16 protein-coding genes are annotated in these 24,608 nt (G+C 41.8%); 12 read left to right on the top strand and 4 right to left on the bottom strand.

Annotated features, from left to right (window positions below):
- Nucleotides 1–585: 585 nt before the first annotated feature.
- Nucleotides 586–2,745, bottom strand: a complete 2,160-nt coding sequence (gene nrdE, locus SST111_RS05580) for a class 1b ribonucleoside-diphosphate reductase subunit alpha (RefSeq protein ID WP_099810305.1) — start codon at nt 2,743–2,745, stop codon at nt 586–588.
- A gap of 32 nt (nt 2,746–2,777) precedes the next feature.
- Entirely contained in the window at nt 2,778–2,996 is a 219-nt protein-coding gene (gene nrdH / locus SST111_RS05575) for a glutaredoxin-like protein NrdH (RefSeq protein ID WP_029173467.1), read from the bottom strand.
- A gap of 365 nt (nt 2,997–3,361) precedes the next feature.
- Between nrdH and acnA the strand changes: the two genes are divergently transcribed.
- The 6 genes from acnA to SST111_RS05545 all read left to right on the top strand — a co-directional run bounded on the left by acnA (nt 3,362) and on the right by SST111_RS05545 (nt 12,194).
- Nucleotides 3,362–6,031 (top strand): aconitate hydratase AcnA, encoded by a 2,670-nt coding sequence (acnA, locus tag SST111_RS05570; protein ID WP_099810304.1) that lies wholly within the window; start codon nt 3,362–3,364, stop codon nt 6,029–6,031.
- Nucleotides 6,028–7,146 carry a citrate synthase gene (locus SST111_RS05565; RefSeq protein ID WP_004299076.1) on the top strand — a complete coding sequence of 373 codons (1,119 nt, stop codon included), beginning with the start codon at nt 6,028–6,030 and terminating at the stop codon, nt 7,144–7,146. The genes acnA and SST111_RS05565 overlap by 4 nt, the downstream gene beginning before the upstream one ends.
- Nucleotides 7,147–7,148: 2 nt before the next feature.
- Entirely contained in the window at nt 7,149–8,330 is a 1,182-nt protein-coding gene (gene icd, locus SST111_RS05560) for an NADP-dependent isocitrate dehydrogenase (protein WP_099810303.1), read from the top strand.
- A 155-nt stretch (nt 8,331–8,485) separates the two neighbouring features.
- Nucleotides 8,486–8,749: a phosphocarrier protein HPr gene (locus SST111_RS05555; RefSeq protein WP_002936050.1), complete on the top strand. Its 264-nt coding sequence runs from the start codon at nt 8,486–8,488 to the stop codon at nt 8,747–8,749.
- 4 nt (nt 8,750–8,753) lie between these two features.
- The gene (ptsP, locus tag SST111_RS05550) at nt 8,754–10,487 is read left to right on the top strand and encodes a phosphoenolpyruvate--protein phosphotransferase (protein WP_044668726.1); all 1,734 of its coding nucleotides are present in this window, start codon (nt 8,754–8,756) and stop codon (nt 10,485–10,487) included.
- A gap of 282 nt (nt 10,488–10,769) precedes the next feature.
- A complete protein-coding gene (locus SST111_RS05545; RefSeq protein WP_044680817.1) occupies nt 10,770–12,194 on the top strand; it encodes an NADP-dependent glyceraldehyde-3-phosphate dehydrogenase in 1,425 nt (474 codons plus the stop codon).
- A 528-nt stretch (nt 12,195–12,722) separates the two neighbouring features.
- Here SST111_RS05545 and SST111_RS05530 read toward each other — a convergent pair.
- A complete protein-coding gene (locus tag SST111_RS05530) occupies nt 12,723–14,210 on the bottom strand; it encodes a DUF1846 domain-containing protein (RefSeq protein ID WP_099810301.1) in 1,488 nt (495 codons plus the stop codon).
- Nucleotides 14,211–14,484: 274 nt separating this feature from the next.
- On the opposite strand from SST111_RS05530, the gene SST111_RS05525 reads away from it, so the two are divergent.
- The 3 genes from SST111_RS05525 to SST111_RS05515 are packed head-to-tail and all read left to right on the top strand — an operon-like array spanning nt 14,485 to nt 18,107.
- A complete protein-coding gene (locus SST111_RS05525; protein WP_099810300.1) occupies nt 14,485–15,753 on the top strand; it encodes an MFS transporter in 1,269 nt (422 codons plus the stop codon).
- A gap of 34 nt (nt 15,754–15,787) precedes the next feature.
- The gene (locus SST111_RS05520) at nt 15,788–17,056 is read left to right on the top strand and encodes an MFS transporter (protein ID WP_099810299.1); all 1,269 of its coding nucleotides are present in this window, start codon (nt 15,788–15,790) and stop codon (nt 17,054–17,056) included.
- Between the two features lie 10 nt (nt 17,057–17,066).
- Nucleotides 17,067–18,107, top strand: a complete 1,041-nt coding sequence (locus SST111_RS05515) for an ArsR/SmtB family transcription factor (RefSeq protein WP_099810298.1) — start codon at nt 17,067–17,069, stop codon at nt 18,105–18,107.
- 226 nt (nt 18,108–18,333) lie between these two features.
- Here SST111_RS05515 and SST111_RS05510 read toward each other — a convergent pair whose 3' ends face one another.
- Nucleotides 18,334–19,341, bottom strand: coding sequence for an acyltransferase family protein (locus SST111_RS05510; RefSeq protein ID WP_099810297.1), 1,008 nt, complete (start codon nt 19,339–19,341; stop codon nt 18,334–18,336).
- 190 nt (nt 19,342–19,531) lie between these two features.
- Between SST111_RS05510 and rnc the strand changes: the two genes are divergently transcribed.
- From rnc to SST111_RS05495, 3 genes are read left to right on the top strand one after another with little or no spacing between them, the layout of a single operon-like run.
- Nucleotides 19,532–20,218 carry a ribonuclease III gene (gene rnc / locus SST111_RS05505; protein WP_004299101.1) on the top strand — a complete coding sequence of 229 codons (687 nt, stop codon included), beginning with the start codon at nt 19,532–19,534 and terminating at the stop codon, nt 20,216–20,218.
- 2 nt (nt 20,219–20,220) lie between these two features.
- Entirely contained in the window at nt 20,221–23,754 is a 3,534-nt protein-coding gene (smc, locus tag SST111_RS05500; protein ID WP_099810296.1) for a chromosome segregation protein SMC, read from the top strand.
- Entirely contained in the window at nt 23,751–24,542 is a 792-nt protein-coding gene (locus tag SST111_RS05495; protein ID WP_099810295.1) for a Cof-type HAD-IIB family hydrolase, read from the top strand. The genes smc and SST111_RS05495 overlap by 4 nt, the downstream gene beginning before the upstream one ends.
- The last annotated feature ends 66 nt before the right edge of the window (nt 24,543–24,608 follow it).

The following is a 24,608-nucleotide window of genomic DNA, read 5'->3' as shown; positions in this document are numbered from 1 at the left end:
AGGTAGTAAGCCACTTAGGTACTGACCAAATAGTCAGTACCGTTCATTCATTAGATGCTTTGGTATTAGTGTATTGCGACACGTAGAAACTGAAGACGATATTTCTTCAGTTTCGAAGTTAGTAAGGTAGCTAGCTAATCCGCTCATAGCGGTTAGCGTAGATTAGCTAGTTGGTTTGCCAATAGCTAATCTTGCTACGTCGAAATCGAGTTCGGGCTAAGGACTTAGCAAAAAAGACAAGTCCCTTTGAGATGCAAGACATCTCTGCGGTATTTCCTATTTTCTCATTTCCAACTTTCAACAGTCCCCCAGACTGTTGAAACGCCCTCACATCTTACGACACGTAGAAACTGAAGACGATATTTCTTCAGTTTCGAAGTTAGTAAGGTAGCTAGCCAATCCGCTCATAGCGGTTGGCGTAGATTAGCTAGTTGGCTTGCCAACAGCTAAACTTGTGAAAGTTACGACCTGAGAAAAGTCGTTCGAACTTAACGACTTTTCGAGGTAGTAAGCCACTTAGGTACTGACCAAATAGTCAGTACCGTTCATTCATTAGATACTTTAGTATCAATGAATGTTAGTGTCTTAAATCACACAACTCTCACATTGGTTTGCGCCGACTTCTTCGCCGTCATCGGTAAAAGTACGGATGTAGTAGATAGACTTGATACCTTTGTTGAAGGCGTAGTTACGGAGGATAGAGAGGTCACGGGTGGTTTGTTTGTTCTCTGTTTTCCATTCGTAGAGTTCTTTTGGAAGCTCGCTGCGGAGGAAGAGGGTGAGGGACAAACCTTGGTCCACGTGTTCTGTTGCGGCAGCATAGACATCGATAACCTTGCGCATATCCATATCGTAGGCAGACTTGTAGAATGGAATGGTTTCAGTTGCCAAACCAGCTGCTGGATAGTAGATTTTACCGATTTTCTTCTCTTGGCGTTCTTCAATCCGCTGGGTAATCGGGTGAATAGAAGCAGAAACATCGTTGATATAGCTGATAGATCCATTCGGTGCAACAGCTAGACGGTTTTGATGATAGAGACCATCTGCCATTACTTTTTCACGAAGCTCCGCCCAATCTTGTCCGCTTGGAATGAAAATGCCTTCAAAAAGTTCTTTGACGCGGTCAGATTGTGGTTGGTAGTCACCAGTCACGTATTTATCGAAATAAGTGCCGTCTGCGTATTTTGATTTGTCAAAATTATGGAAAGTTGCCTTGCGTTCACGGGCAATATTGTTTGATTCTACCAAGGTCCAGTAGTTGAGGAGCATAAAGTAGATGTTAGTAAATTCTACGGCTGTTTTTGAACCGTAATCGATCAAGTTTTGGGCTAGATAAGAGTGAAGTCCCATGGCACCAAGACCGATAGAATGAGCTTGCTCGTTACCAGCTTCGATAGACGGTACCGCAGAAATGTGCGAATGGTCAGTCACGTAGGTCAAAGCACGAGTCATGGTACGAACAGAACGTCCAAAATCAGGCGATTTCATGAGGTTGACAATGTTGGTTGAGCCAAGGTTACATGACACGTCTGTTCCCATAGTCAAGTATTCCTGAGAGTCGTTGATAACGCTTGGCGTTTGGACTTGTAGAATTTCTGAACAGAGGTTTGACATGATAATCTTGCCGTCAACAGGGTTGCTACGGTTAGCTGTATCGATGTTGATAACGTATGGATAGCCAGATTCCTGTTGAAGTTTAGAAATTTCAGTTTCTAGGTCACGTGCCTTGATTTTGGTCTTACGAATGCGTGGGTTTGCAACCAATTCATCGTATTTTTCTGTTATGTCAAGGTAGCTATAAGGGACACCGTATTCCAACTCAACTGAGTATGGGCTGAAGAGGTACATATCTTCGTTTTTACGTGCCAATTCGTAGAATTTATCAGGAACAGTGATTCCGAGTGACAAGGTCTTCACGCGAACCTTCTCATCGGCATTTTCTTTCTTAGTCGAAAGGAAGGAAATAATATCTGGGTGGAAAACATCAAGATAAACGACACCAGCCCCTTGTCGTTGCCCAAGCTGGTTAGAATAGGAGAAGCTGTCTTCGAAGAGTTTCATAACAGGAACAACCCCAGAAGCCGCCCCCTCATAGCCCTTGATTGGAGCACCTGCCTCACGCAAGTTGCTAAGGGAAATACCAACACCACCACCGATACGGGACAATTGCAGAGCAGAGTTGATAGAACGTCCAATCGAGTTCATATCGTCAGTGACTTGAATGAGGAAACACGATACCAACTCACCACGACGGGCACGGCCTGCGTTGAGGAAAGACGGTGTTGCCGGCTGGTAACGCAAATGAATCATTTCGTTGGCCAGGTTTAGTGCCAATTCTTCGTCGCCCTCAGCAAAATACAAGGCGTTGAAGAGAACACGGTCTTCCATGCTTTCCAAGTAGTAGGCACCGTCGTTGGTTTTAAGGGCATACTGATTGTAAAACTTGTAGGCAGCCATGAAAGACTTAAAACGGAAGTTTTGGTCTTTCAAGAATTGATCAATTTTGATGATAAATTCTGGGCTATACTGGTCCAAAAATTCTTTTTCAAGATAGTTTTCTTCTACTAAATAGGCAATCTTATCTAAAATACTATCGAATTGCTTGGTATTTGGAAGGACATTTTCCTTGAAGAAAGCTTTGACAGCCTCTTTGTCCTTGTGGAGAGGGATTTGTCCGTTGACAGGACGGTTGATTTCGTTATTCAAACGGAAGTAGGACACATCGCCTAGCTCTTTTAAACTCATAGTCGCAATCTCTTTCTATAAACAGTAGGGAGTTAAACCAAGGCTTTTAGTTTTCCTGGTTGAAAACCTGAGAAAACATCATTTGCAGTTTCGATAACAGGTGCGGCTGAGAAACCAAGGCTTTTCACATGTTCGATGTATTCTGGTTGTTCGTCTAAGTTGATTTCAGTATAGGCTACATTGTGTTGGTCAAGAAATTTCTTGCTCATCTTGCATTGTACACAATCGTTTTTCGAATAAATAGTAACCATTCTATTTCTCCTTTATTGATTAAATTCACCAATCTAGGATACTAGATTTTGGGGTCAAAGTCAAGAAGGAAGTTTATTTAAAATCACAAAATATAGTGCACAATATTTTTATAAGACACCATATATTGTGCATCTGTCCAATGCTGCCAAGTCGAAAAATAGCGTTTACATAGCTGTTTCTATTTAGTTTGATAACCCTAACAATCTCTCGGTAAAGTATAAATCAGCTTTTTTTTACAAATGTTATAATATTTTGAAGGAAATATACAATGTTACAAAATATAACATTTATAGTGATACATGTATTGAATATATATTACCTTTTGTGCTATACTATTCAATAATGTCGAAAGAGGTTATAAAATATGGAAAAATCACATAGAAAACGCTTGTTTCATAAAGGGAAAGAATATTCATATTATGCATTGGATTCGATTTCAATGGAAGAAAAAGTGGATATTCAATCACTTCCCTATACTATTCGTATTTTATTAGAGAGTCTTTTAAGAAAAGAAGATGGTGTGGATGTTACAAAAAATCACATAATGGAGTTGCTTCATTATCAGGCTGCATCTCCTAAAGGAGAAATCCCTTTTAAACCTAGTCGTGTTATTTTGCAAGATTTTACAGGTGTTCCTGTTGTGGTAGATTTAGCCTCCATGCGTGATGCGGTGGTGAAAGCAGGTGGAAACCCTGAATTGATTAACCCGGAAATTCCAGTGGATTTAGTCATCGACCACTCTGTTCAAGTTGATTTTTTTGGGACTGAAGATGCTATGGAGAAAAATATTGCCTTAGAGTTCGAAAGAAATAATGAGCGCTATGAATTTCTGAAATGGGCAGAGAATTCCTTTGAAAATTATCGCGCTGTGCCTCCAGCAACAGGAATTATCCATCAGGTAAACATTGAATTTCTAAGCGATGTTATTATCAACAACGATGGTTTGCTTTATCCAGATTCTATGTTTGGTACAGACAGTCATACGACCATGATTAACGGTATTGGTGTACTTGGTTGGGGTGTAGGTGGTATTGAGGCGGAAGCTGCAATGTTGGGTGAAGCATCTTATTTTCCCGTTCCTGAGGTGATTGGTGTTCGCCTAGCTGGGCAATTGCCTAAGGTTGCCACTGCAACGGATTTGGCGCTTAAGGTCACTCAACTTCTACGTCAGGAAAATGTAGTTGGGAAGTTTGTCGAATTCTTTGGACCAGGTTTATCTTCTCTTACCTTAGCGGATCGAGCAACTGTTTCCAATATGGCTCCAGAATACGGTGCGACTTGTGGCTATTTCCCGATTGATGGAGAAACTTTACATTATATGAGATTGACCAACCGTTCGGAGGAACACGTAGAGTTGACAGAAGCCTATGCTAAGGCTAATTATTTATTCTATGATGCTGAACGTTTTCCGTCTTATAGCAAGGTTTTAGAATTGGATTTATCGACAGTAGTCCCATCTATTTCTGGTCCTAAAAGACCACAGGATTTGATAGAATTAACAGATGCAAAAGCAGAGTTTCAGGCTAGTTTAATACGTGAAGTAGGTGTGCGTGGATTTGGTTTGGAGGAAGCAGAGTTAGATAAAACAGCCACGGTTAAGTATGTTGAAGGAGATGAGCAAATTCAAACAGGTCATGTTGCTATTGCGGCGATTACCTCGTGTACAAATACCTCCAATCCGTATGTCCTTTTGGCGGCAGGATTACTAGCAAAAAATGCGGTAGAAAAAGGTTTGGCAGTTTCTAAGACGGTCAAGACGTCATTGGCACCAGGCTCAAAAGTAGTGACTGGCTATTTGAAAAAATCAGGTTTGCAGACCTATCTAGATGCTTTAGGGTTCAATTTGGTTGGTTATGGTTGTACAACTTGTATCGGTAACTCAGGTGATTTGCGTCCTGAAGTAGCGGAGGCAATTAAGGAAGAAGATTTATTGGTTTCTGCGGTATTATCTGGAAATCGTAACTTTGAAGGACGGATTAATCCATTGGTAAAAGCTAATTTCTTAGCGAGCCCTCCGCTTGTTGTTGCCTATGCTATTGCGGGAAATATGAATGTAGATTTAACAAGGGATCCGCTGGGGTATGATGAGAAGCAACAAGCTGTCTACCTTGCGGACATTATGCCAAGTCGTGAGGAGGTAGATGACTACATTGAGCGTTATGTGACTCGTGACCTTTATAAGGAAGAATACCAACAGGTATTTACAGATAGTCAGGCTTGGAATGCGATTGAAACAAAAACGGATAAGAATTACAATTGGAATTCCTCTTCTACCTATATTCAAAATCCGCCCTATTTTGACAACATGCAGGCAGATTTATCCATAAAACCACTGGAAAATTTATCTGTTTTGGCTAAATTTGGCGATACCGTAACGACAGATCATATTTCCCCGGCAGGGAATATTGCACGATTGAGTCCAGCCGCTCGTTATCTCGAAGAGAATGGCATTGTTTATAAGGATTTTAATTCTTATGGAAGTCGTCGTGGAAATCATGAAGTCATGATGCGTGGGACTTTTGCAAATATTCGTATAAAGAATGAGCTGGCAGATGGAAAAATTGGTGGTTGGACAAGAGTTGGCGACGAGATTCTTCCAATCTATGATGCAGCCATGAGATATAAGGAAGCTGGTGTCGGTAGTATTGTTATTGCTGGTAAAGACTATGGGATGGGGTCAAGCCGTGATTGGGCAGCCAAAGGTTCAAGTTTACTTGGTGTGAAGGCTGTTCTTGCTGAGTCATTTGAGCGGATTCACCGTTCAAACTTAGTGATGATGGGTGTTCTTCCTTTACAATTTTTAGAAGGTCAGTCGGCAGAAAGTCTTGGCTTGACTGGACATGAAAGCTATACAATTGATTTGCCAGAAGATGTTGGTGTTGGTCAAATTGTAACAGTCCATGCGCAAACAGACGATGTTAAAAAGGAGTTTCAAGCTCTGGTGCGGTTTGATGCAGAAGCGGATATTCGTTATTATCGCCACGGAGGTATTTTACCTATGGTAGTAAGAAAGAAACTAGGAGGAGAGGTATGACAGAAACGAATGGGTTAAAAGATGCGATTGCCTGTGATACGCGAATCAGTGCAATTGAAAATGACCGCTTGTCCTATGCAGGGTATGACATTGCTGAATTGATGGAGAATAACGCTTCTTTTGAGGAAGTCATCTATCTTCTGTGGAACCTGCATTTGCCAACTCAGATTGAATTAAATTATTTTGAGAAAAGCCTGCGAAAAGAATATGCGATTTCAGATGCGGTAGAGCAATGTATTCTGATTCAATCACGGCGACATTTGCATCCTATGAGCGTGTTGCGTTCGACAGTATCTCTCCTTGGAGTATATAATGTACACGCTGAAGAGAATTCGTTAGAAGCTTTGTATGAACAATCCATTCAGATTATGGCCAAGGTTCCGACGATTATTGCAACATTTGCTCGTTTGAGACGTGGATTGGTTCCAATTGAACCGCGGTCTGATCTGGGTTTTGCGGCGAATTTTCTTTATATGCTGAATGGTGAGGAGCCGAGTGATTTACAAATCAAAGCTTTTAACAAAGCTTTGGTGCTTCATGCTGATCATGAATTGAATGCGTCTACTTTTGCTGCGCGTGTCACGGCATCAACGTTAACGGATTTATATTCTTGTGTTACCACGGCAATTGGGACTCTGAAAGGCTCATTGCATGGTGGTGCAAATGAACGAGTGTTTGACATGTTGCTGGCTATTCGCGAGAGTGGTGATACCGAGAGATATTTGCAGAAGAAGCTGGATTCGAAGGAAAAAATTATGGGATTTGGCCATCGAGTCTATAAAACGGTTGATCCTCGTCAAGAGTATTTGAAGGAGATGGCGCGTGATTTGACATTCGGAACAGACGATGAAGCGTTTTATAGATTGTCAGAGGAAGTAGAGAGCTTTATTAAAAACAAAAAAGGTTTAATTCCAAACGTAGATTTTTATTCGGCGACAGTTTACCATGTACTAGGTATTGATAGTGATATTTTTACATTGATTTTTGCAATGAGCCGTATGGCGGGGTGGATTGCACATGTCCAGGAACAACGGAAAAATAATAAATTGATTCGTCCGCGCTCTTCCTACTTAGGTGGTAGGAATTTGGTTTACATCCCGATTGGAAAGAGGTAAATATGGCAGAAAAAATCCTGATGAGAGAGGGACGGTTAATTGTCCCAGATTGTCCCGTTATTCCTTATATTGAAGGAGATGGTATTGGCAGGGATATTTGGTCAGTCAGTCAAAAAGTTATTGATGCTGCAGTGAAAAAAGCCTATGCAGGTCAACGTTCTATTCAGTGGAGGGAGGTTTTGGCAGGAGAAAAGGCTTATGAATTAACGGGAACTTCTTTGCCGAATGAGACATTGGCAATAATCCATGAGCATTTAGTTGCAATCAAAGGTCCCTTGGGGACGCCGATTGGGAAAGGTCATCGTTCTCTTAATGTTGCACTTCGTCAAGAATTAGATTTGTATGCCTGTGTGCGCCCAATTCGCTATTTTAAGGGGGTACCAAGTCCGCTGAAAGAGCCTGAAAAGACAGATATTACTATTTTTCGTGAAAATACAGAAGATATTTATGCAGGTATTGAATGGGAGGCTGGTTCAGATGAAGTTGCCAAAGTCATTTCCTTTCTGCAAGAAGAAATGGGAGTGGTAAATATTCGTTTTCCAGAATCTTCAAGTATTGGTATCAAACCGATTTCGGAAGAAGGGAGTAAACGCCTCATTCGCTCTGCAATAGAATATGCCTTAGAACATCAACTGAAGATAGTGACCTTAGTTCATAAGGGAAATATTCAAAAGTTTACAGAAGGCGGTTTCCGCAAGTGGGGTTATGAATTGGCGAAAGAAGAATTTGCTACAGAACTTGCAGAGGGGACTTTGGTAGTAAATGACATTATTGCGGATAATTTTCTGCAGCAGATTTTATTGGCGCCGGAAAACTTCCAAGTGGTTGCTCTTACAAATCTAAATGGAGATTATGCATCAGATGCTCTTGCTGCACAGGTCGGAGGAATAGGCATCTCACCAGGTGCTAACATTAATTATCAGACAGGTCATGCTATCTTTGAAGCGACACATGGAACTGCTCCTGATATTGCAGGGAAGGATCTGGCTAATCCATGTTCCCTCTTGCTTTCGGCTTGTATGATGTTGGAATATATAGGCTGGAAAGAAGCGGCTGTTTTAATTATTCAGGCCTTGGAGGACGCTTTTATAAATAAAAATGTTACGCTTGATTTTGCTAAAATTTTGGACGTTGCTCATCAATCTACTAGTCAATTTTCAGAAGTTCTAATAGATTCTATTTAATGAAGAAAAAGTAAAATGAACCTATCTTTTTATGACGAAAACATGAAAGAAAGGTAAAAAAATCTTGAAAATGATTTCAAAAAGTGGTATAATGTCCTTTGTAAGGGTTATCACAAATAACTCGCAATTTTGTAAAAATAAAGGAGAATCCCAATATGGCTTCAAAAGACTTCCACATTGTGGCAGAAACAGGTATCCACGCACGTCCAGCAACTTTGCTTGTGCAAACAGCTAGTAAATTTGCTTCAGACATCACTTTGAACTACAAAGAAAAGTCTGTTAACCTTAAATCTATCATGGGTGTTATGAGTCTTGGTGTTGGTCAAGGCGCTGACGTAACAATCTCTGCTGAAGGTGCTGATGCTGACGACGCAATCGCAGCTATCACTGAAACAATGGAAAAAGAAGGATTGGCATAAGAATATGACAGAAATGCTTAAAGGAATTGCAGCATCAGATGGTGTTGCTGTTGCTAAGGCATATCTACTCGTTCAGCCAGATTTGTCCTTCGAAACTGTTACAGTTGAAGATACAAATGCAGAGGAAGCTCGTTTGGATGCTGCTCTAGAAGCATCTCAAAACGAGCTTTCTGTTATTCGTGAGAACGCAGTAGCTAGCCTAGGTGAAGAGGCCGCAGCCGTATTTGATGCACACTTGATGGTTCTTGCTGACCCAGAAATGATTGGTCAGATTAAGGAAACAATTCGTGCGAAGAAAACAAACGCTGAGACTGGTTTGAAAGAAGTTACGGATATGTTTATCGCTATCTTTGAAGGTATGGAAGATAACCCATACATGCAAGAGCGTGCCGCAGATATTCGTGACGTAGCAAAACGTGTATTGGCGCACTTGCTTGGTGTTCGCTTGCCAAACCCAGCAACTATCGACGAAGAGTCAATCGTTATCGCACATGACTTGACACCTTCAGATACAGCGCAATTAAACAAACAGTTTGTAAAAGCTTTCGTAACGAACATTGGTGGTCGTACAAGTCACTCAGCTATCATGGCTCGTACACTTGAAATTGCTGCTGTTTTGGGGACAAATAATATTACTGAAATCGTTAAAGACGGTGATGTATTGGCTGTTAACGGTATCACAGGTGATGTAGTGATTAACCCCTCTGAAGAAGTGATTGCAGAATTTAAAGCAGCTGGTGAAGCTTATGCTAAACAAAAAGCTGAATGGGCTCTTTTGAAAGATGCTCAAACTGTTACAGCTGACGGCAAACACTTTGAATTGGCAGCAAATATCGGTACACCAAAAGACGTTGAAGGTGTAAATGATAACGGTGCAGAAGCTGTTGGTCTTTACCGTACAGAGTTCTTGTATATGGACTCACAAGACTTCCCAACAGAAGACGAGCAATACGAAGCTTACAAGGCTGTTCTTGAAGGTATGAACGGCAAGCCTGTTGTGGTTCGTACAATGGATATTGGTGGTGATAAGGAACTTCCTTACTTCGATCTTCCACACGAAATGAACCCATTCCTAGGTTTCCGCGCCCTTCGTATCTCTATCTCTGAGACTGGTAACCAAATGTTCCGTACTCAGTTGCGTGCCCTTCTTCGTTCATCAGTACATGGTAAACTTCGTATCATGTTCCCAATGGTTGCCTTGTTGACAGAATTCCGTGCAGCAAAAGCAATCCTTGAAGAAGAAAAAGCCAACTTGTTGGCAGAAGGTGTAGCAGTTGCGGATGATATCCAAGTTGGTATCATGATTGAAATCCCTGCAGCAGCAATGCTTGCAGACCAATTTGCCAAAGAAGTTGACTTCTTCTCAATCGGTACAAACGACCTTATCCAGTACACAATGGCTGCAGACCGTATGAATGAACAAGTTTCATACCTCTACCAACCATATAACCCATCAATCCTTCGCTTGATCAACAATGTTATCAAGGCTGCACACGCAGAAGGTAAATGGGCTGGTATGTGTGGTGAGATGGCTGGTGATCAACAAGCTGTTCCACTTCTTGTAGGTATGGGCTTAGATGAGTTCTCTATGAGTGCAACATCTGTACTTCGTACACGTAGCCTTATGAAGAAACTTGATACAGCTAAGATGGAAGAATATGCTCACCGTGCCTTGACAGAATGTGCAACGGCAGAGGAAGTTCTTGAACTTCAAAAAGAGTATGTTGATTTCGATTAATAAGAAATTTAGGCTCATTGTCAACTGTAGTGGGTAGACGAAAAGCTAACACCTAGAGAGGACGAAATTCGTTCTCTCATTTTTAAAGTTTGGAGTAGATAAACTACTTCAAACTTTTTTGTATGCTCCAGCATTGAGTACTATATATTTTTTGAGATATACGGCTTAAAATACTTTGAAGATTGAAATTAATTTGAAAGAAAATTTGAAATTTTCTAAAAATTATTGCAAAATAAGATTTGTTATGTTACAATAATCACATTATACTCAAAGGAGGAAAAAATGAAGGCGTATAATAATTATATTAACGGTTCTTGGGTTGGATCAGAAAAATCAATCGCGATTCACTCACCGATTAATCAAGAAAAACTCGGTACAGTTCCAGCTATGTCAAAAGAAGAAGTTGATAAAGCGATGGAAGCTGCTAGAAAGGCATTGCCCGCTTGGCGTGCCCTTTCAGCATTTGAACGTGCTCAATATTTGCATAAGGCAGCAAATATTTTGGAAGAACGCAAAGATGCAATCGGTGAAATTTTAGCTAAAGAAGTTTCGAAAGGGATCAAGGCTTCCATCGGTGAAGTGGATCGTTCTGCCCACCTCATTCGTTTTGCTGCTGAAGAAGGCTTGCGTGTTTATGGTTCATCATTAGAGGGTGGAACCTACGAGCCAACTGCTAAGTCAAAGGTTTCTTTGGTTCGTCGTGAACCGGTAGGTATCGTATTGGCGATTGCACCGTATAACTACCCTGTTAACTTATCGGCATCAAAAATTGCACCTGCTTTAATTGGTGGCAACGTAGTTATGTTTAAACCACCTACACAGGGTTCAATTTCAGGTCTATTGTTGGCGGAAGCTTTTGCAGATGCTGGTATCCCAGCGGGTGTCTTTAATACCATTACTGGTCGCGGTTCAGAAATTGGTGACTACATCATTGAACATCCAGAAGTAAACTTTATTAACTTTACGGGTTCAACGCCAATTGGTCAAAAAGTTGGTAAATTAGCAGGCATTCGTCCAATCATGCTTGAATTGGGTGGTAAGGATGCAGCAGTTGTTATGGAAGATGCGGATTTGGACCACACTGCAAAAGAAATTGTAAGTGGTGCCTACAGCTATTCAGGTCAACGTTGTACGGCTATTAAGCGTGTTCTTGTTATGGATTCTGTAGCTGATGAATTGGCTGCGAAGTTGAAAGCAGAAGTTGAGAAATTGACTGTCGGTGATCCATTTGAGAACAAGGACATTACGCCAGTTATTGACGAACAATCAGCAGAATTTATTGAAGGTCTGGTTAGAGATGCACAGGCTAAAGGTGCAACGGAATTGACACCATACAAACGTGAGAAAAACTTGATTTGGCCAACCCTTCTTGACCATGTTACACCAGATATGGAAATTGCCTGGGAAGAGCCATTTGGACCAGTTCTTCCAATTATTCGTGTTTCATCATTAGATGAAATGTTGGAATTGTGTAACCAATCTGAGTATGGTCTTCAATCTTCTATCTTTACAAGCAACTATCCATTTGCTTTTGATTTTGCTTCTAAATTAGAAGTTGGTACGGTTCATATCAATGCTAAGACGCAACGTGGTCCAGATAACTTCCCGTTCTTGGGTGTCAAGGGTTCAGGAGCAGGTGTACAAGGTATCCGTTACAGTATCGAAGCGATGACTAAAGTGAAGTCAGTGGTATTTGACGTTCAATAAAATAATAAGGGAGTGGGACAAAAATCGGTAACCCGCAGGGTTCGATGAGTCGTTAGCCTACCCCCGCACAGTTGAGTAGGGCTGTAAAGAGGCTGGGCAGAAAGTCCAGCCTCGCTTCTCAGAGTTTGTGTCAACATCTCAGCGCAGTGGTTGATTGGCAGATTTGTTCGTGTTTCACACTCCAAATCTGACCTATACGACTGATGCGAACAGAGTTCGCTTCATCTCCAACCTCAAACTGTCTCCTAGACAGTTTGAGCTGTGTGGGGGTGGGAGTGAAACAGTCTGGGGATAGACTGTTTCAGCTCAACAACTTAAAACGAAAAATTGTTGACGAACTCTTTTTAAACTGGTCGAGTTCTTTCCCACTCCCTAATTAGAGCCCACTCAACCACTGCGTCAAGTTTAACTATTGAAAAAACTAAGGAGGCCAGGACTTTTGTCCCAGCCTCTTTTTCTTATATACAGGCAACCATTCATTCACGAAAAAAAGTTCTAACCTCAAAATGAGATTAGAACAGGATTTGGTTATTTAGCTTGATAAAACTTATTGTGTTGGTAGATAGGGTCAAAGGTAAGATTGATGCCTAATTTACGAAGGACGCTCTTGTCTTCATCGGATAGGATAACGGTTGAGTGAGCTTCGCTACCATTTAATTTGCCTAATTCTTTCATGGCACGTGCAGCAAGAGGGCTATCTTGTGCAGTGATGGCAAGGGCGTTAAGAATTTCACTTGCATCGAGTCGTGTATTGGTCTTATCCAGATAATCTGCCTTCAATTCTTGAATTGGGCGGATGTAGTTTGGTTCGATGAGAAGTGTTTCATCATCGATGTTAGCAATTTGCTTGATGGCATTGAGAAGGACAGTTGCAGTTGGTTTGAGGAGGTCAGATGTCTTACCTGTTACAATCTCTCCAGTTGGCAACTGAATAGCAAGGGCAGGGCTAGTTGTCAGCTCTGCTTTTTCGCGCGCAGCGATAACAACCTTACGATCTGCTGGTGTCACACCGACTTCATTCATGAGGAGTTCAATCTTTTTAACTGCTTGCTCGCTCACCCGCTCTGCCTTGAAATCAACCAAGGTCTGGTAGTAGCGGCGGATGATTTCTTGCTTGGATGCTTCGATTGCAGCCTCTTCGTCCACGATGGAATAGCCCACCATGTTAACGCCCATGTCTGTCGGTGAGGCGTATGGTGATTTGTTCAAAATACGTTCAAAGGTACGGTTGAGGACAGGGAAGACCTCGATGTCACGGTTGTAGTTGACCGCAGTTTTGCCGTAAGTTTGCAGGTGGAAGGGGTCGATCATGTTGAGGTCGTCCAGGTCAGCAGTCGCTGCTTCATAGGCCAAGTTAACGGGATGGTGGAGTGGTAAGTTCCACACTGGGAAGGTTTCAAACTTAGCATAGCCTGATGTTACGCCATGCAGTTGGTCGTGGTAAAGTTGGGAGATACAGGTCGCCAATTTACCTGAACCAGGTCCAGGTGCGGTGACAACTACGAGATTGCGACTAGTTTCAATGTAGTCATTTTTGCCCATGCCTTCTGGTGAAATGATGTGGTCGATATCAGAAGGATAACCCTTGATTGGGTAGTGGAGATAGGACTTGATACCATGTTTTTCCAACTGTTTGCGGAAGGCGTCTGCGGCTGGTTGGTTGCGGTACTGGGTAATGACCACAGAACCAACATAAATATCAATATCATTAAATGTATCAATCAAGCGGAAGACTTCTTGGTCGTAAGAAATACCTAGGTCGCCGCGTGCCTTAGAATGCTCGATGTTGCTGGCATTGATGGCGATGACAATTTCTACTTGGTCTTTTAATTCTTGGAGGAGTTTGATTTTGTTATCTGGTTCATAGCCAGGTAAAACACGGGCTGCGTGGAAATCTTCCAGCATTTTTCCACCAAATTCCATATAAAGCTTGCCATCAAATTGGGCAATGCGCTCTAAAATGTGATCACGTTGCAAATTCAAGTATTTAGTTGAATCAAATGCGATTTTTTTCATTATAAATATGTCCTCCAAATATGTATTAATCTCTGGGAAAACAAAAAATAGCTCCCTAAAACTAGGGAGCCTTTTCTCCGACCTCTCAAAAGAGGTGCCCGAACAATACTATAACAAACTGTGCTAATCTTGTCAAGAAAAAGTCAGATAGAAGAAAAATTAAACGAATGTTTAAAAAATATTTAATTTTTATAAAATTAAGTATTGACTTTATTAAAATAAAGTGTAAAATAATATTAAACAAATGTTTAATTTAAATTAAAAGGAGTTTCTTATGAAAAAATTAGTCAACAATAAATTGTTCCTGTCCAGCTTTGTAGCGGACTTGATTTCTAACTTTGGAGATACGCTTTACTATCTGGCTTTGATGAACTATGTTTTACTCTTGCCAGATACCAAGTTTGCCTTGGCTATGATTACCGCATCTGAAACCTTGCCGATTTTGGCTGGTCTCTTTATCGGGATTTGGGCAGACAAGACCAAAAACAAATTGGATACCATTCTTGCAACTCTGGTGGTTCGTGTCGGTCTCTATGCCTTTGTTGGCTTCTTGATGGGATTTACCCCAGCCCTGTGGGTTGTGGCAGTGGTCTGCGTCATCAACTTCCTGTCTGACCTTGCTGGTCAATACGAAAACGGTCTCTATATGCCAGTCAGCTTGCGGGTTGTGGCTGCTGAAGACCGTGAAACAGCTATGGCTTTTAAAATGACTGTTAAAAATCTCTTGCAGATCGCCTTTCAAGCCAGTGGTGCCATCCTGATCGGATTTATGTCTTATCAAAACCTAGCCTTCTTCAACGCTGGGACCTTCTTGGTCAGCCTTGCGATTATGGCAGGTTTGCGTCCAGCTTTTGCCAAGTTGTTGAAAGAGAGTCCTATCCAAGAAGTTGAACAAACCGAAACAGAAGCAGGACTTATCAAGGGAATTGGTCAGAGTATCAAAGATTCCTACCAAGCCGTGCAGAATATTCCAGTTCTCAAAGCGTCAATTATTACTATTGCAAGCTTGAATGCGATTTTTACTGCCCTCTCACCATTAGCAATTCTTAATATGAAGGAGTTTTCAGACTTTGTGATTGTCAATGCGGGGACAACGGTGGCTCTGATTTCCATTCTCTTCTCAGTTGGTAGTATCTTGGGGTCAAGTATCGGTATGGCTCTTTTCAAAAATGTTAGCTTGGTCAACCTCCTCAAGTTTTCTACTCTTATGCCTGTTTTACTTTTCTCAGGTTTCTTTCTTCACAACATCTATGTAGTATTGGCAGTTATCTTTGTAACGGCAGTGACACTGGGAATTTTCAACCCGAAAATGAGTGCTCTGGTTATGAATGAATTGCCGGAGGATAAATTAGCGACAGTCGGTGGAGGGATTGATGCTTTCTGCCAGATTGGTATGGTAGCAGGTCAAGCTCTAGTTGCCATTATGGTGACGGTGCTTTCTGCGACAAGTATTTCTCTCATCTTCCTCTTGCTTTCTGTGGGACTCTTGAGTTATAGCATTTTTACAGGAAAAAATACTGAAAAGATTGTAGCTAGTGCTTAGAAAGAAAATCCTGACTATTAGAAGGAGAATTACTTTGAAAAAGATACTCAACAATAAATTGTTCTTATCAAGCTACCTAGCAGATGTGATTTCCAACTTTGGCGATACGCTCTATTATCTAGCTTTGATGAACTATGTCTTGTTTTTACCAGATACCAAGTTTGCCTTGGCCATGATTACGGTTTCTGAAACTCTGCCGATCTTGTCGGGCCTTTTTATGGGAATCTGGGCTGATCGGACAAAAAACAAACTGGATACCATTCTGGCTACCTTGGTCGTACGTGTCGGTCTGTATGCCCTTGTTGGCTTACTGATGGGATTTACACCAGCTCTCTGGATTGTAGCAGTCGTCTGTGTGGTGAATTTCCTGTCTGACTTGGCTGGTCAGTATGAAAACGGGCTTTATATGCCACTTAGCCTGCGAGTATTGGAGGCAGAAGACCGTGAAACAGCCATGGCCTTTAAGAATGCTGTTGGCGGCATCTTGATGATTGTCTTTCGATCTAGCGGTGCTATTCTCATCGGCTTCATGTCTTACCAGAATCTTGCCTTTTTCAATGCTGGGACCTTCTTGGTCAGCCTTGCGATTATGGCAGGTTTGCGTCCAGCTTTTGCCAAGTTGTTGAAAGAAAATCCTATCCAAGAGGTTGAACAAACCGAAACAGAAGCAGGACTTATCAAGGGAATTGGTCAGAGCCTTAAAGAATCTTATCAAGCCATTCAAAAGATTCCTGTACTAAAGGCTTCTATTCTGACCATTGCGGGCATAAATACAGTTTTTTCTGCCATATCTCCCTTGGTTATCCTGTCTATGAAGGAATTTTCAGACTTCGTGATTGTCAATTCTGGCATAACTCTTGCCTTGGTATTCAATCTATTTTCTGTTGGTTATATCCTTGGCTCTAGTCTAGGTATGGCTTTCTTCAAACATATCAGCTTGTCCAATCTGCTCAAGTGTTGTACAGTTTTGTCGGTCATCCTGTTTGTTGGTTTTTATTTTCATAATATTTATATTGTGATGGCGACTATCTTAGTCACTACCATGACGACTGGCATTATCAATCCAAAATTGTATGCCCTGATAATGAATGAACTACCCGAAGATAAATTGGCGACTATCAATGCAGGAATGGGGACTATATTCAATATTGGGATGCTTGCTGGTCAAGCCTTGGTCACCCTTATGGTAACAATCTTATCTGTTACAAGTATTTCCCTCATCTTCCTCTTGCTTTCTGTGGGACTAGTAAGCTATACTATTCTTACAGGGATCAAGCCTGCAAAGTCATTAGTGAATACTTAGAAAGAAAACTATGAAATTAGATTACCGAGATTATAGAAGCGAAATTGTCGAAAAATTCTTTATTCCTTTAATTGTTACGGAACGTGAGGAACCGATTGAGGCGGATTTTTCACAGAAAGAAAAAGACATTCTCAAAGATGCCTTGGACATTCGTGATGAGATGGAAGAAAAGTTGGCAGATTTTCGTCAGGAGGTTAATGAGGTCTTTGTCTGGGGACATATCTTCAATATTTTGCATAGTCTTTATTTTTATCTCTTGAATGATGGGCAGGATCCAAAGACAGTTGAGGAAGCTTGTCAATTGATTTTAAAGCTGTCTCAAGCAGAAGTAGAAGATGCCATGCGAACCATGTTGGCGTCTGAAAATGACGGACATCGTGAGAAGACCCTTAGCCTCATGGAACTTTTGGAAAAAACGGATAAAAAGCCGGCAGATAAGTGGTACTGGTCACTGGCTATTCGCAATCCTTTGGAAACAGTTCAGCGGTCTGTCCATCTCTTGGATAAGATGCTTCCAATCTATCAGCCCTATTTTGAGCTGGCAAGGGCGGAGCGTGAAAAATTTGCTCAGGAATTTGACATTGAAAAACTCTATCAAGAGTCCAAGCGGTTGTCCATGACTAGCTTGGATGCTTTGAGTGTTGAAAATGCTCAATTCTTCGTTCTCAGTCCGTGGAATTATTGGTTTGCTTATTATGGCAATGAACAATTTGACTATATGAAAGTCGCTCTTTTAGCTTCCTGTCGAATTGATCAGATTATGCTGTCAAATGACGAGCTGGATCTGGATGATTTGACAACGGCTCTTAAAGTCATCAGCGACAGCACGCGCTATCAGGTCTTGGTGGAGCTGACCAAGCCTCATGCCAAGAGCAAGGACATCGCAGAGCGACTAGCTATTACAGGAGCAGCCGTATCCTTCCACACCCAAAAGCTGATTAATGGCGACCTGCTTCTCTTTAACACAAAAGTCAAGGACGCTAAATACAGTGTCAATCGCGACCTGCTCCAACAGGTGATTGATAAGTTGAAAGAGGATTTTGATTTGTAAAAAAGCCTTGTAAGTTAAGTCTTACAAGGTTCTTTTGTGCTTATACTCTTCGAAAATCAAAATCAGACGTTGTTGACTTGATTTGATGAGTGAAAAGGTCCAGTGGATCTTTTCAGCCTGTTCCCTTGAAATATAATAAGGAACAGTGTTCTATCTGCATCTTACGGTCACGAACCAAGTTCGTCTAATTTCCGACCTCCAACAGTCTATTCCCAGACTGTTGGAGCTAGTCTGTTTTTGATTTTCTTTGAGTATTAATGATTAACCAGCTGAGCAGTTGGCAAGTGATGATGGTGATAAAGAAAACCAGCCAACCTTGCTGTATTTTGGTCAGGGAACTAGTTTCTAGGAAGAAAAAGCTGATTTCCACTGGGATAACATGGATAAAATAATAATAGCTGGCGTATCCTTTGAGAAATTGGAATTTTTTCTGACGGAAGAGGTCTGTGGTTAGGGTCCAGGCGACTAGATAGGCTGTGAATGGAATCAGGCTAAATAGAAAGTTCTTGTCGTAGCCCTGATTGAGATAGATGATAGTGGCTTCAAAAGCTAAAAGGGCTATGCAGACAAGTAGTTTGGTTTTTTGTCGGTGTTGGAAAATGGGTTGATTGAGTTTGTCGGCTAGATAAAAGCCTGTCAGGACAAAAATCGGTGCGTAGAAGAGGCCGTTGCGGCTGGTGAAAAAGAAAGTTTTGTAGCTGTCAAATGCGGTCAGGAAAATCGATTCTGCCAGGTAGGAGGAGTAGGTTTCGACTGAGCCTAGGAGATAGAGAAGGCAGGCTAGACAAGCTGTGATGCGCCAGCCCCATTTCTCCAAGGAAAAATGGACGAGGCCAAGTCCTAGCAAGAAGGCGGGCATGTACCAGAGTTGGTAGCTGGTGCCGGTGTAGGTCAGGCCGACTAGGAGTGCGAGGGGATAGTAGGGGAGGGGGATTTCTTGGAGTGTTAGGTAGAAGAGGTAGAAGGGCAGGTAGAGGGCGGACCAGGTCAAGTATTGTTTGCTGTAGCGGATGAGGTATAGTTTGGAGAGGCTGGGGTAGTTGCGTCTGAGGAAGAAGCTGGCTGTGACCATGAAGTAGGGAACGACCATGCGGCTAAAGATGGATTTTTGGATGAAGTGGAGCTGGTCTGCTTCAAATAGTCTGCGGCAGTGAAGGGCGATAACGAGAATGGCTCCGATGAACTGGATGAGGGAGAGTAGTGATGTATTGAGTGGTTTTGTCTTATTTTGCATGCTAACGTTTTTCTTTTTTTTCTTCCATTTTATCGAAATCTGATGAATATGTAAATGTTTGCAAAAAGATGTGGAGAGGTGCCGGCTGAAACTTAGTTGACAAGAGAAGTCCAGTGGAAAATATGGTATAATGTTAGGACGGAGTAAATGTAAACCATCTATTTCGTTTAAGTTAGAAAGGAGCATATAGATGAAAGATTTACATGCAAAATTATTGGCTGATTTTGGGATTGATTTTTCGGATTTGAATTTATTAGAAACGGCTTTTACCCATACTTCTTATGCCAATGAGCATCGCCTTCTAAAAATTTCACATAATGAGCGCTTGGAATTTTTAGGAGACGCTGTTCTCCAGTTGATGATTTCCAAATATCTCTATCAAAAATATCCTGATAGCCCCGAAGGTGAGATGTCCAAGTTGCGTTCGACCTTTGTACGTGAGGAGTCTTTGGCTGGTTTTTCACGTGCTTGTGGTTTTGATCGGTTTCTTCGTCTTGGTAAGGGGGAAGAGAAGTCTGGAGGGCGAAATCGCGATACTATTTTAGGAGATGCTTTCGAGGCGTTCTTAGGAGCTCTGCTATTGGACAAAGGGGAAAAGACCGTGGAGGAATTTATCCATAAGGTCATGATTCCTCGTTTAGAAAAAGGGAATTTTGAGCGTGTGACCGACTATAAGACTGCTTTGCAGGAAATTTTGCAGGTCAATGGTGAGATTGCTATTTCGTATCAAGTAATAGCTGAGTCTGGACCTGCCCATGATAAGACCTTTGAAGTGGAGGTATCTGCTGATCAGCGTGTGATTGGTCGTGGTCGTGGTCGCTCTAAGAAATTAGCTGAACAAGCCGCCGCCAAAAATGCTGTGGAGGCCAGAGGATAGGTATGTATCTAAAATCAATTGAAATGCAGGGCTTTAAGTCCTTTGCGGATAAGACTAAGGTAGTCTTTGATCGTGGAGTGACTGCTGTTGTGGGACCGAATGGTTCGGGCAAGTCCAATATTACAGAAAGTCTGCGTTGGGCCTTGGGAGAGTCATCTGCCAAAAGCCTACGCGGAGGCAAGATGCCAGACGTCATCTTTTCGGGAACAGAAAGCCGCAAGGCTCTTAACTATGCCTCGGTTGTCGTGACCTTGGATAATAGCACAGGTTTTATCGCCAATAAACAGAAAGAAATCAAGGTAGAACGCCATATTTATCGGTCTGGTGATAGCGAATACTTGATAGATGGTCAGAAGGTTCGATTGCGGGATATTCATGATCTTTTCATGGATACTGGACTTGGTAGAGATTCTTTTTCTATCATTTCCCAAGGCCGAGTTGAGGCTATTTTTAATTCCAAGCCAGAGGAACGCCGTGCTATTTTTGAAGAGGCGGCAGGAGTTTTAAAATACAAGACGCGTAAAAAAGAAACAGAAAGTAAGTTGGCACAGGCCCAGGGCAACTTGGACCGCTTGGATGATATTATCTACGAATTGGATAATCAGGTCAAACCATTGGAGAAACAGGCACAAACTGCTAAGAAATTTCTAGAATTGGATGGTCAACGTAAGGAATTATACTTAGATGTTTTGGTGGCTCAGTTGTCGCTTGGTAAGGAAAAGTTATCGGAAAAAGAAGCCGAACTAGAGTCTGTCAAAACGGAATTGACTAGCTACTACAAACAGCGTTCTGAGCTGGAGCAAGAAAATCAGAACTTGAAAGAGAAGCGCCACCGCCTTTCAGAACAATTGGAGCGTGAACAGGCAGTTCTGTTGGATTTGACCAAGTTAATCAGTGATTTGGAGCGAAAAATTGAGGTCCATAAACTGGAATCTAGTCAAAACGAATCAAGTCGTCAAGAAGCGCAGGCGCGTTTGGAAAACTTGTTGACTAGACGAGAGCAGTTGGCAGAACAGATTGAGCAAAAGCAAGAAATGCTTACGCAATTAGATAGTTCCTTATCTAGCTTGAAAGACGATATTGCTACGGTAGACAAAGAAATTTCCTACTTTTCAGAAGATCCTGATCAAGTTTTAGATCATCTGCGTGAACAGTATGTTGCTCTGATGCAGGAAGAGGCAGAAGCTTCAAACCGTCTGACCAAGATTCAGCAGGATATTGCCAATCAAATCAGTCTTTCTGAGAGTAAATCTGAAGACTTGGCACGCTTGCAGACGGAAAAACAAACAGCTCAAGAAGTACTTGATAAGAGTCGGAAAAGTTTAGAAGAAGCTGATCACGTTTTACGCCAGTTACTTGAGAGCTATCAGACCAAAAAAACAGAATTGGATCAAGTCCAGACTGCTTATCAGGCTGAGCAAGGTCGCTTGTTTGATTTGCTGGATCAGTTGAAAGGCAAGCAGGCTCGCCAGTCTAGTTTAGAAGCTATTTTAAAAAATCATTCCAATTTCTACGCAGGGGTTAAGGCTGTCTTACAGGCGGCGCCAAGCTTAGGAGGAATTATTGGAGCAGTCAGTGAACAATTGACCTTTGATACTCGTTACCAAACGGCTTTGGAAATTGCTCTTGGCGGTGCTAGTCAAAACGTCATCGTTGAAGATGAAGCGACTGCTAAACGAGTTATCGCATTTTTGAAAGAAAAACGGCAAGGACGGGCAACCTTCTTACCTCTAACAACTATCAAGCCGCGTCAGCTTTCTGGACAGCAAGTCTCTTTACTAGAATCTTCAGAAGGATTCTTGGGGCTTGCAAGTGATTTGGTGACTTATCAGCCAAATTTAGATGCGATTTTCCAAAATTTGCTAGGCACTATAGCGATTTTTGATACCATTGACCATGCCAATCAGGCAGCGCGGGCAACCAAGTTTCAAGTGCGTATGGTGACCATGGATGGAGCGGAAATCCGTCCTGGTGGAGCCTTTGCTGGTGGTAGCAATCGAAATAACAGCACGACCTTTATCAAACCAGAACTAGATGCTCTTTTAGGAGAAATAGCAGAGCTGTCTAGCCAGTTGCAGGAGCAAGAAAGCTTGGTTGCAGCTAAGAAAACTAGCTTAGACCAGACCAGAGAAGCCTTGGAAACGATTAAGGCGGAGGGGGAAGAAGCTAGATTGAACCAGCAGAGCGCAAGGATTCATCAGGAACAGGCAGAAAATAGACTGGCTCAGCTATCAGCCCAGTATGACCTGCAAATGAGTCAGGTTAGTCCGACCATTTTGACTGAGCTAGAAGAGGCTGCTGCTAAGGAAGAAGTAAATGTCCAAGCCTTGAATGAGAAAAAACTAGCCTTGGACCAACAAATCAATCAAGTCCGTGATAATCGCGACAGTATTCAAGAAAGCTTGCAGAAACTACAGACTCAGAAGGGTAAACTAACTTTGGAACAGGCTGAACTGACTAGCCAACTTCGTTTTGAACAGACAGATCTGAGACGTTTGCAAGAAGAAAAAGTGGTTGCAGATAAGGAAATTTCTCTTTTAGAGGATATGATTGACCAGAAGCTAGAAGCTCTTGAAGATACTAGTATTGAGATTCTTGAAGAACAATTGCAGGCCGCATCTGATAAGCAAAACCAGACCAATCAGATTCTAATTCGCTTAAAGTTTGAATTGGAAGATATTGATGGGCAGTTTGAAGACTTGGAAGAAAGATTGCAACAAGCTCGGACTAAGAATGATGATTTGATTCGTAAGCAGGCTAAGTTAGAGGCGGATTGTGAGCAAGCGGGCGATAAATTACGGACTCTACTTGGTAATTTGACCGAGCATTTTAAATTGAGTTTTGAAGCTGCCCAGTCTCAGGCCAAGGAAGTTGAGAATCTTGCAGTTACTGAACAAAGCCTCAAAGACCTAGAAAGAGCTATTCGTGCTTTGGGGCCAGTCAATTTGGATGCTATTGAGCAGTATGACGAGGTCAATAACCGTCTGACCTTCCTCAATGAGCAACGGACAGATATTTTGTCGGCGCGTGATTTACTACTAGATACTATCCACGAGATGGATGATGAGGTCAAAGAGCGCTTCAAGGTTACTTTTGAAGCTATTCGCGAAAGCTTTAAGCAGACATTCAAACAAATGTTTGGCGGTGGTTCAGCGGATTTGATTTTAACAGAAGGTGATCTATTGACTGCGGGTGTGGAGATTTCTGTTCAACCTCCGGGTAAGAAAATTCAATCTCTCAATCTTATGTCAGGTGGCGAAAAAGCCCTTTCGGCCCTCGCTCTGCTATTTTCCATTATCCGTGTTAAGACCATTCCTTTTGTAATTCTCGATGAGGTGGAGGCAGCCTTGGATGAGGCCAATGTCAAACGTTTTGGTGACTACCTCAACCGTTTTGATAAGGAGAGTCAGTTTATCGTCGTAACCCACCGTAAAGGGACCATGGCGGCAGCGGATGCCATGTATGGGGTGACCATGCAGGAATCTGGCGTGTCCAAGATTGTTTCCGTTAAGCTGAAAGATGTGGAGAAATTATGATTAACAAAATTTACGCCAGTGATATGGATGGTACCTTTTTACGAGAAGACCATAGTTTTGATAAGGAACGGTTTCGTCGTATACTGAATCAGTTTAAGGAAAAAGGTTATTTATTTGTGGCAGCAAGTGGGAGATCTATGCAAAGCCTGAAACTTGTTTTTGAAGATTTTGTAGATGAGATCGGTTTTGTGGCAGAAAATGGATCAATCGTTGAATATCAGGGGCAGACTATCTTTATGGATGATCCAATTAGTCCTGAAATTTATCTGCCGATTATCGCGGGTATTGATGCAGGTCCCTTTGGTAGCAGTCGTTCCATGGTGCTGTCTGGCCTCGAAAACTTTTATTTATTAAAAAATGCTGAGCCTCAGTTTTTAGAAGCGATGACGAATTATTACGCGCATTTTCGATTGGTAGACACATTTGAAGAAGTTCGAGAAGAGATTATAAAAATCAATGCCAAATTTTCTCCTGAGGAAATGGACGATGCCAGACGATGGTTAAATGATACATTTGAAGGTGTAACGGCCATGACAACTGGTTTTGACAATATTGATATAATTCCAAGTGGTTCAAATAAATCAGTTGGATTGAGCCATCTCTGTGCTCATTTTGGAATTGCCCGTCAGGATGTAGTGGCATTTGGTGATAATCAAAATGATTTAGATATGTTTGACTTTGCAGGTCTGGCTCTTGCGACAGAAAATGCAAGAGAGGACGTGAAGGCCAAGGCAGATTCTATTATTGGTCATTGCAATGATGGAGCAGTATTAGCCTATTTAGTCTAGTGGTAAAAAGTCAATAGAAAGTTGATTAATTTTTAGATGATTTTCTAGACAAAAGGGTGCACTAAA

The organism is Streptococcus suis YS161 (genome assembly GCF_002760245.1).
In the GTDB taxonomy this organism is placed as follows: Bacteria; Bacillota; Bacilli; order Lactobacillales; family Streptococcaceae; genus Streptococcus; species Streptococcus suis_I.
Note: the sequence above shows the minus strand (reverse complement) of the source record. Positions and strands in the feature narration are given on the sequence as shown.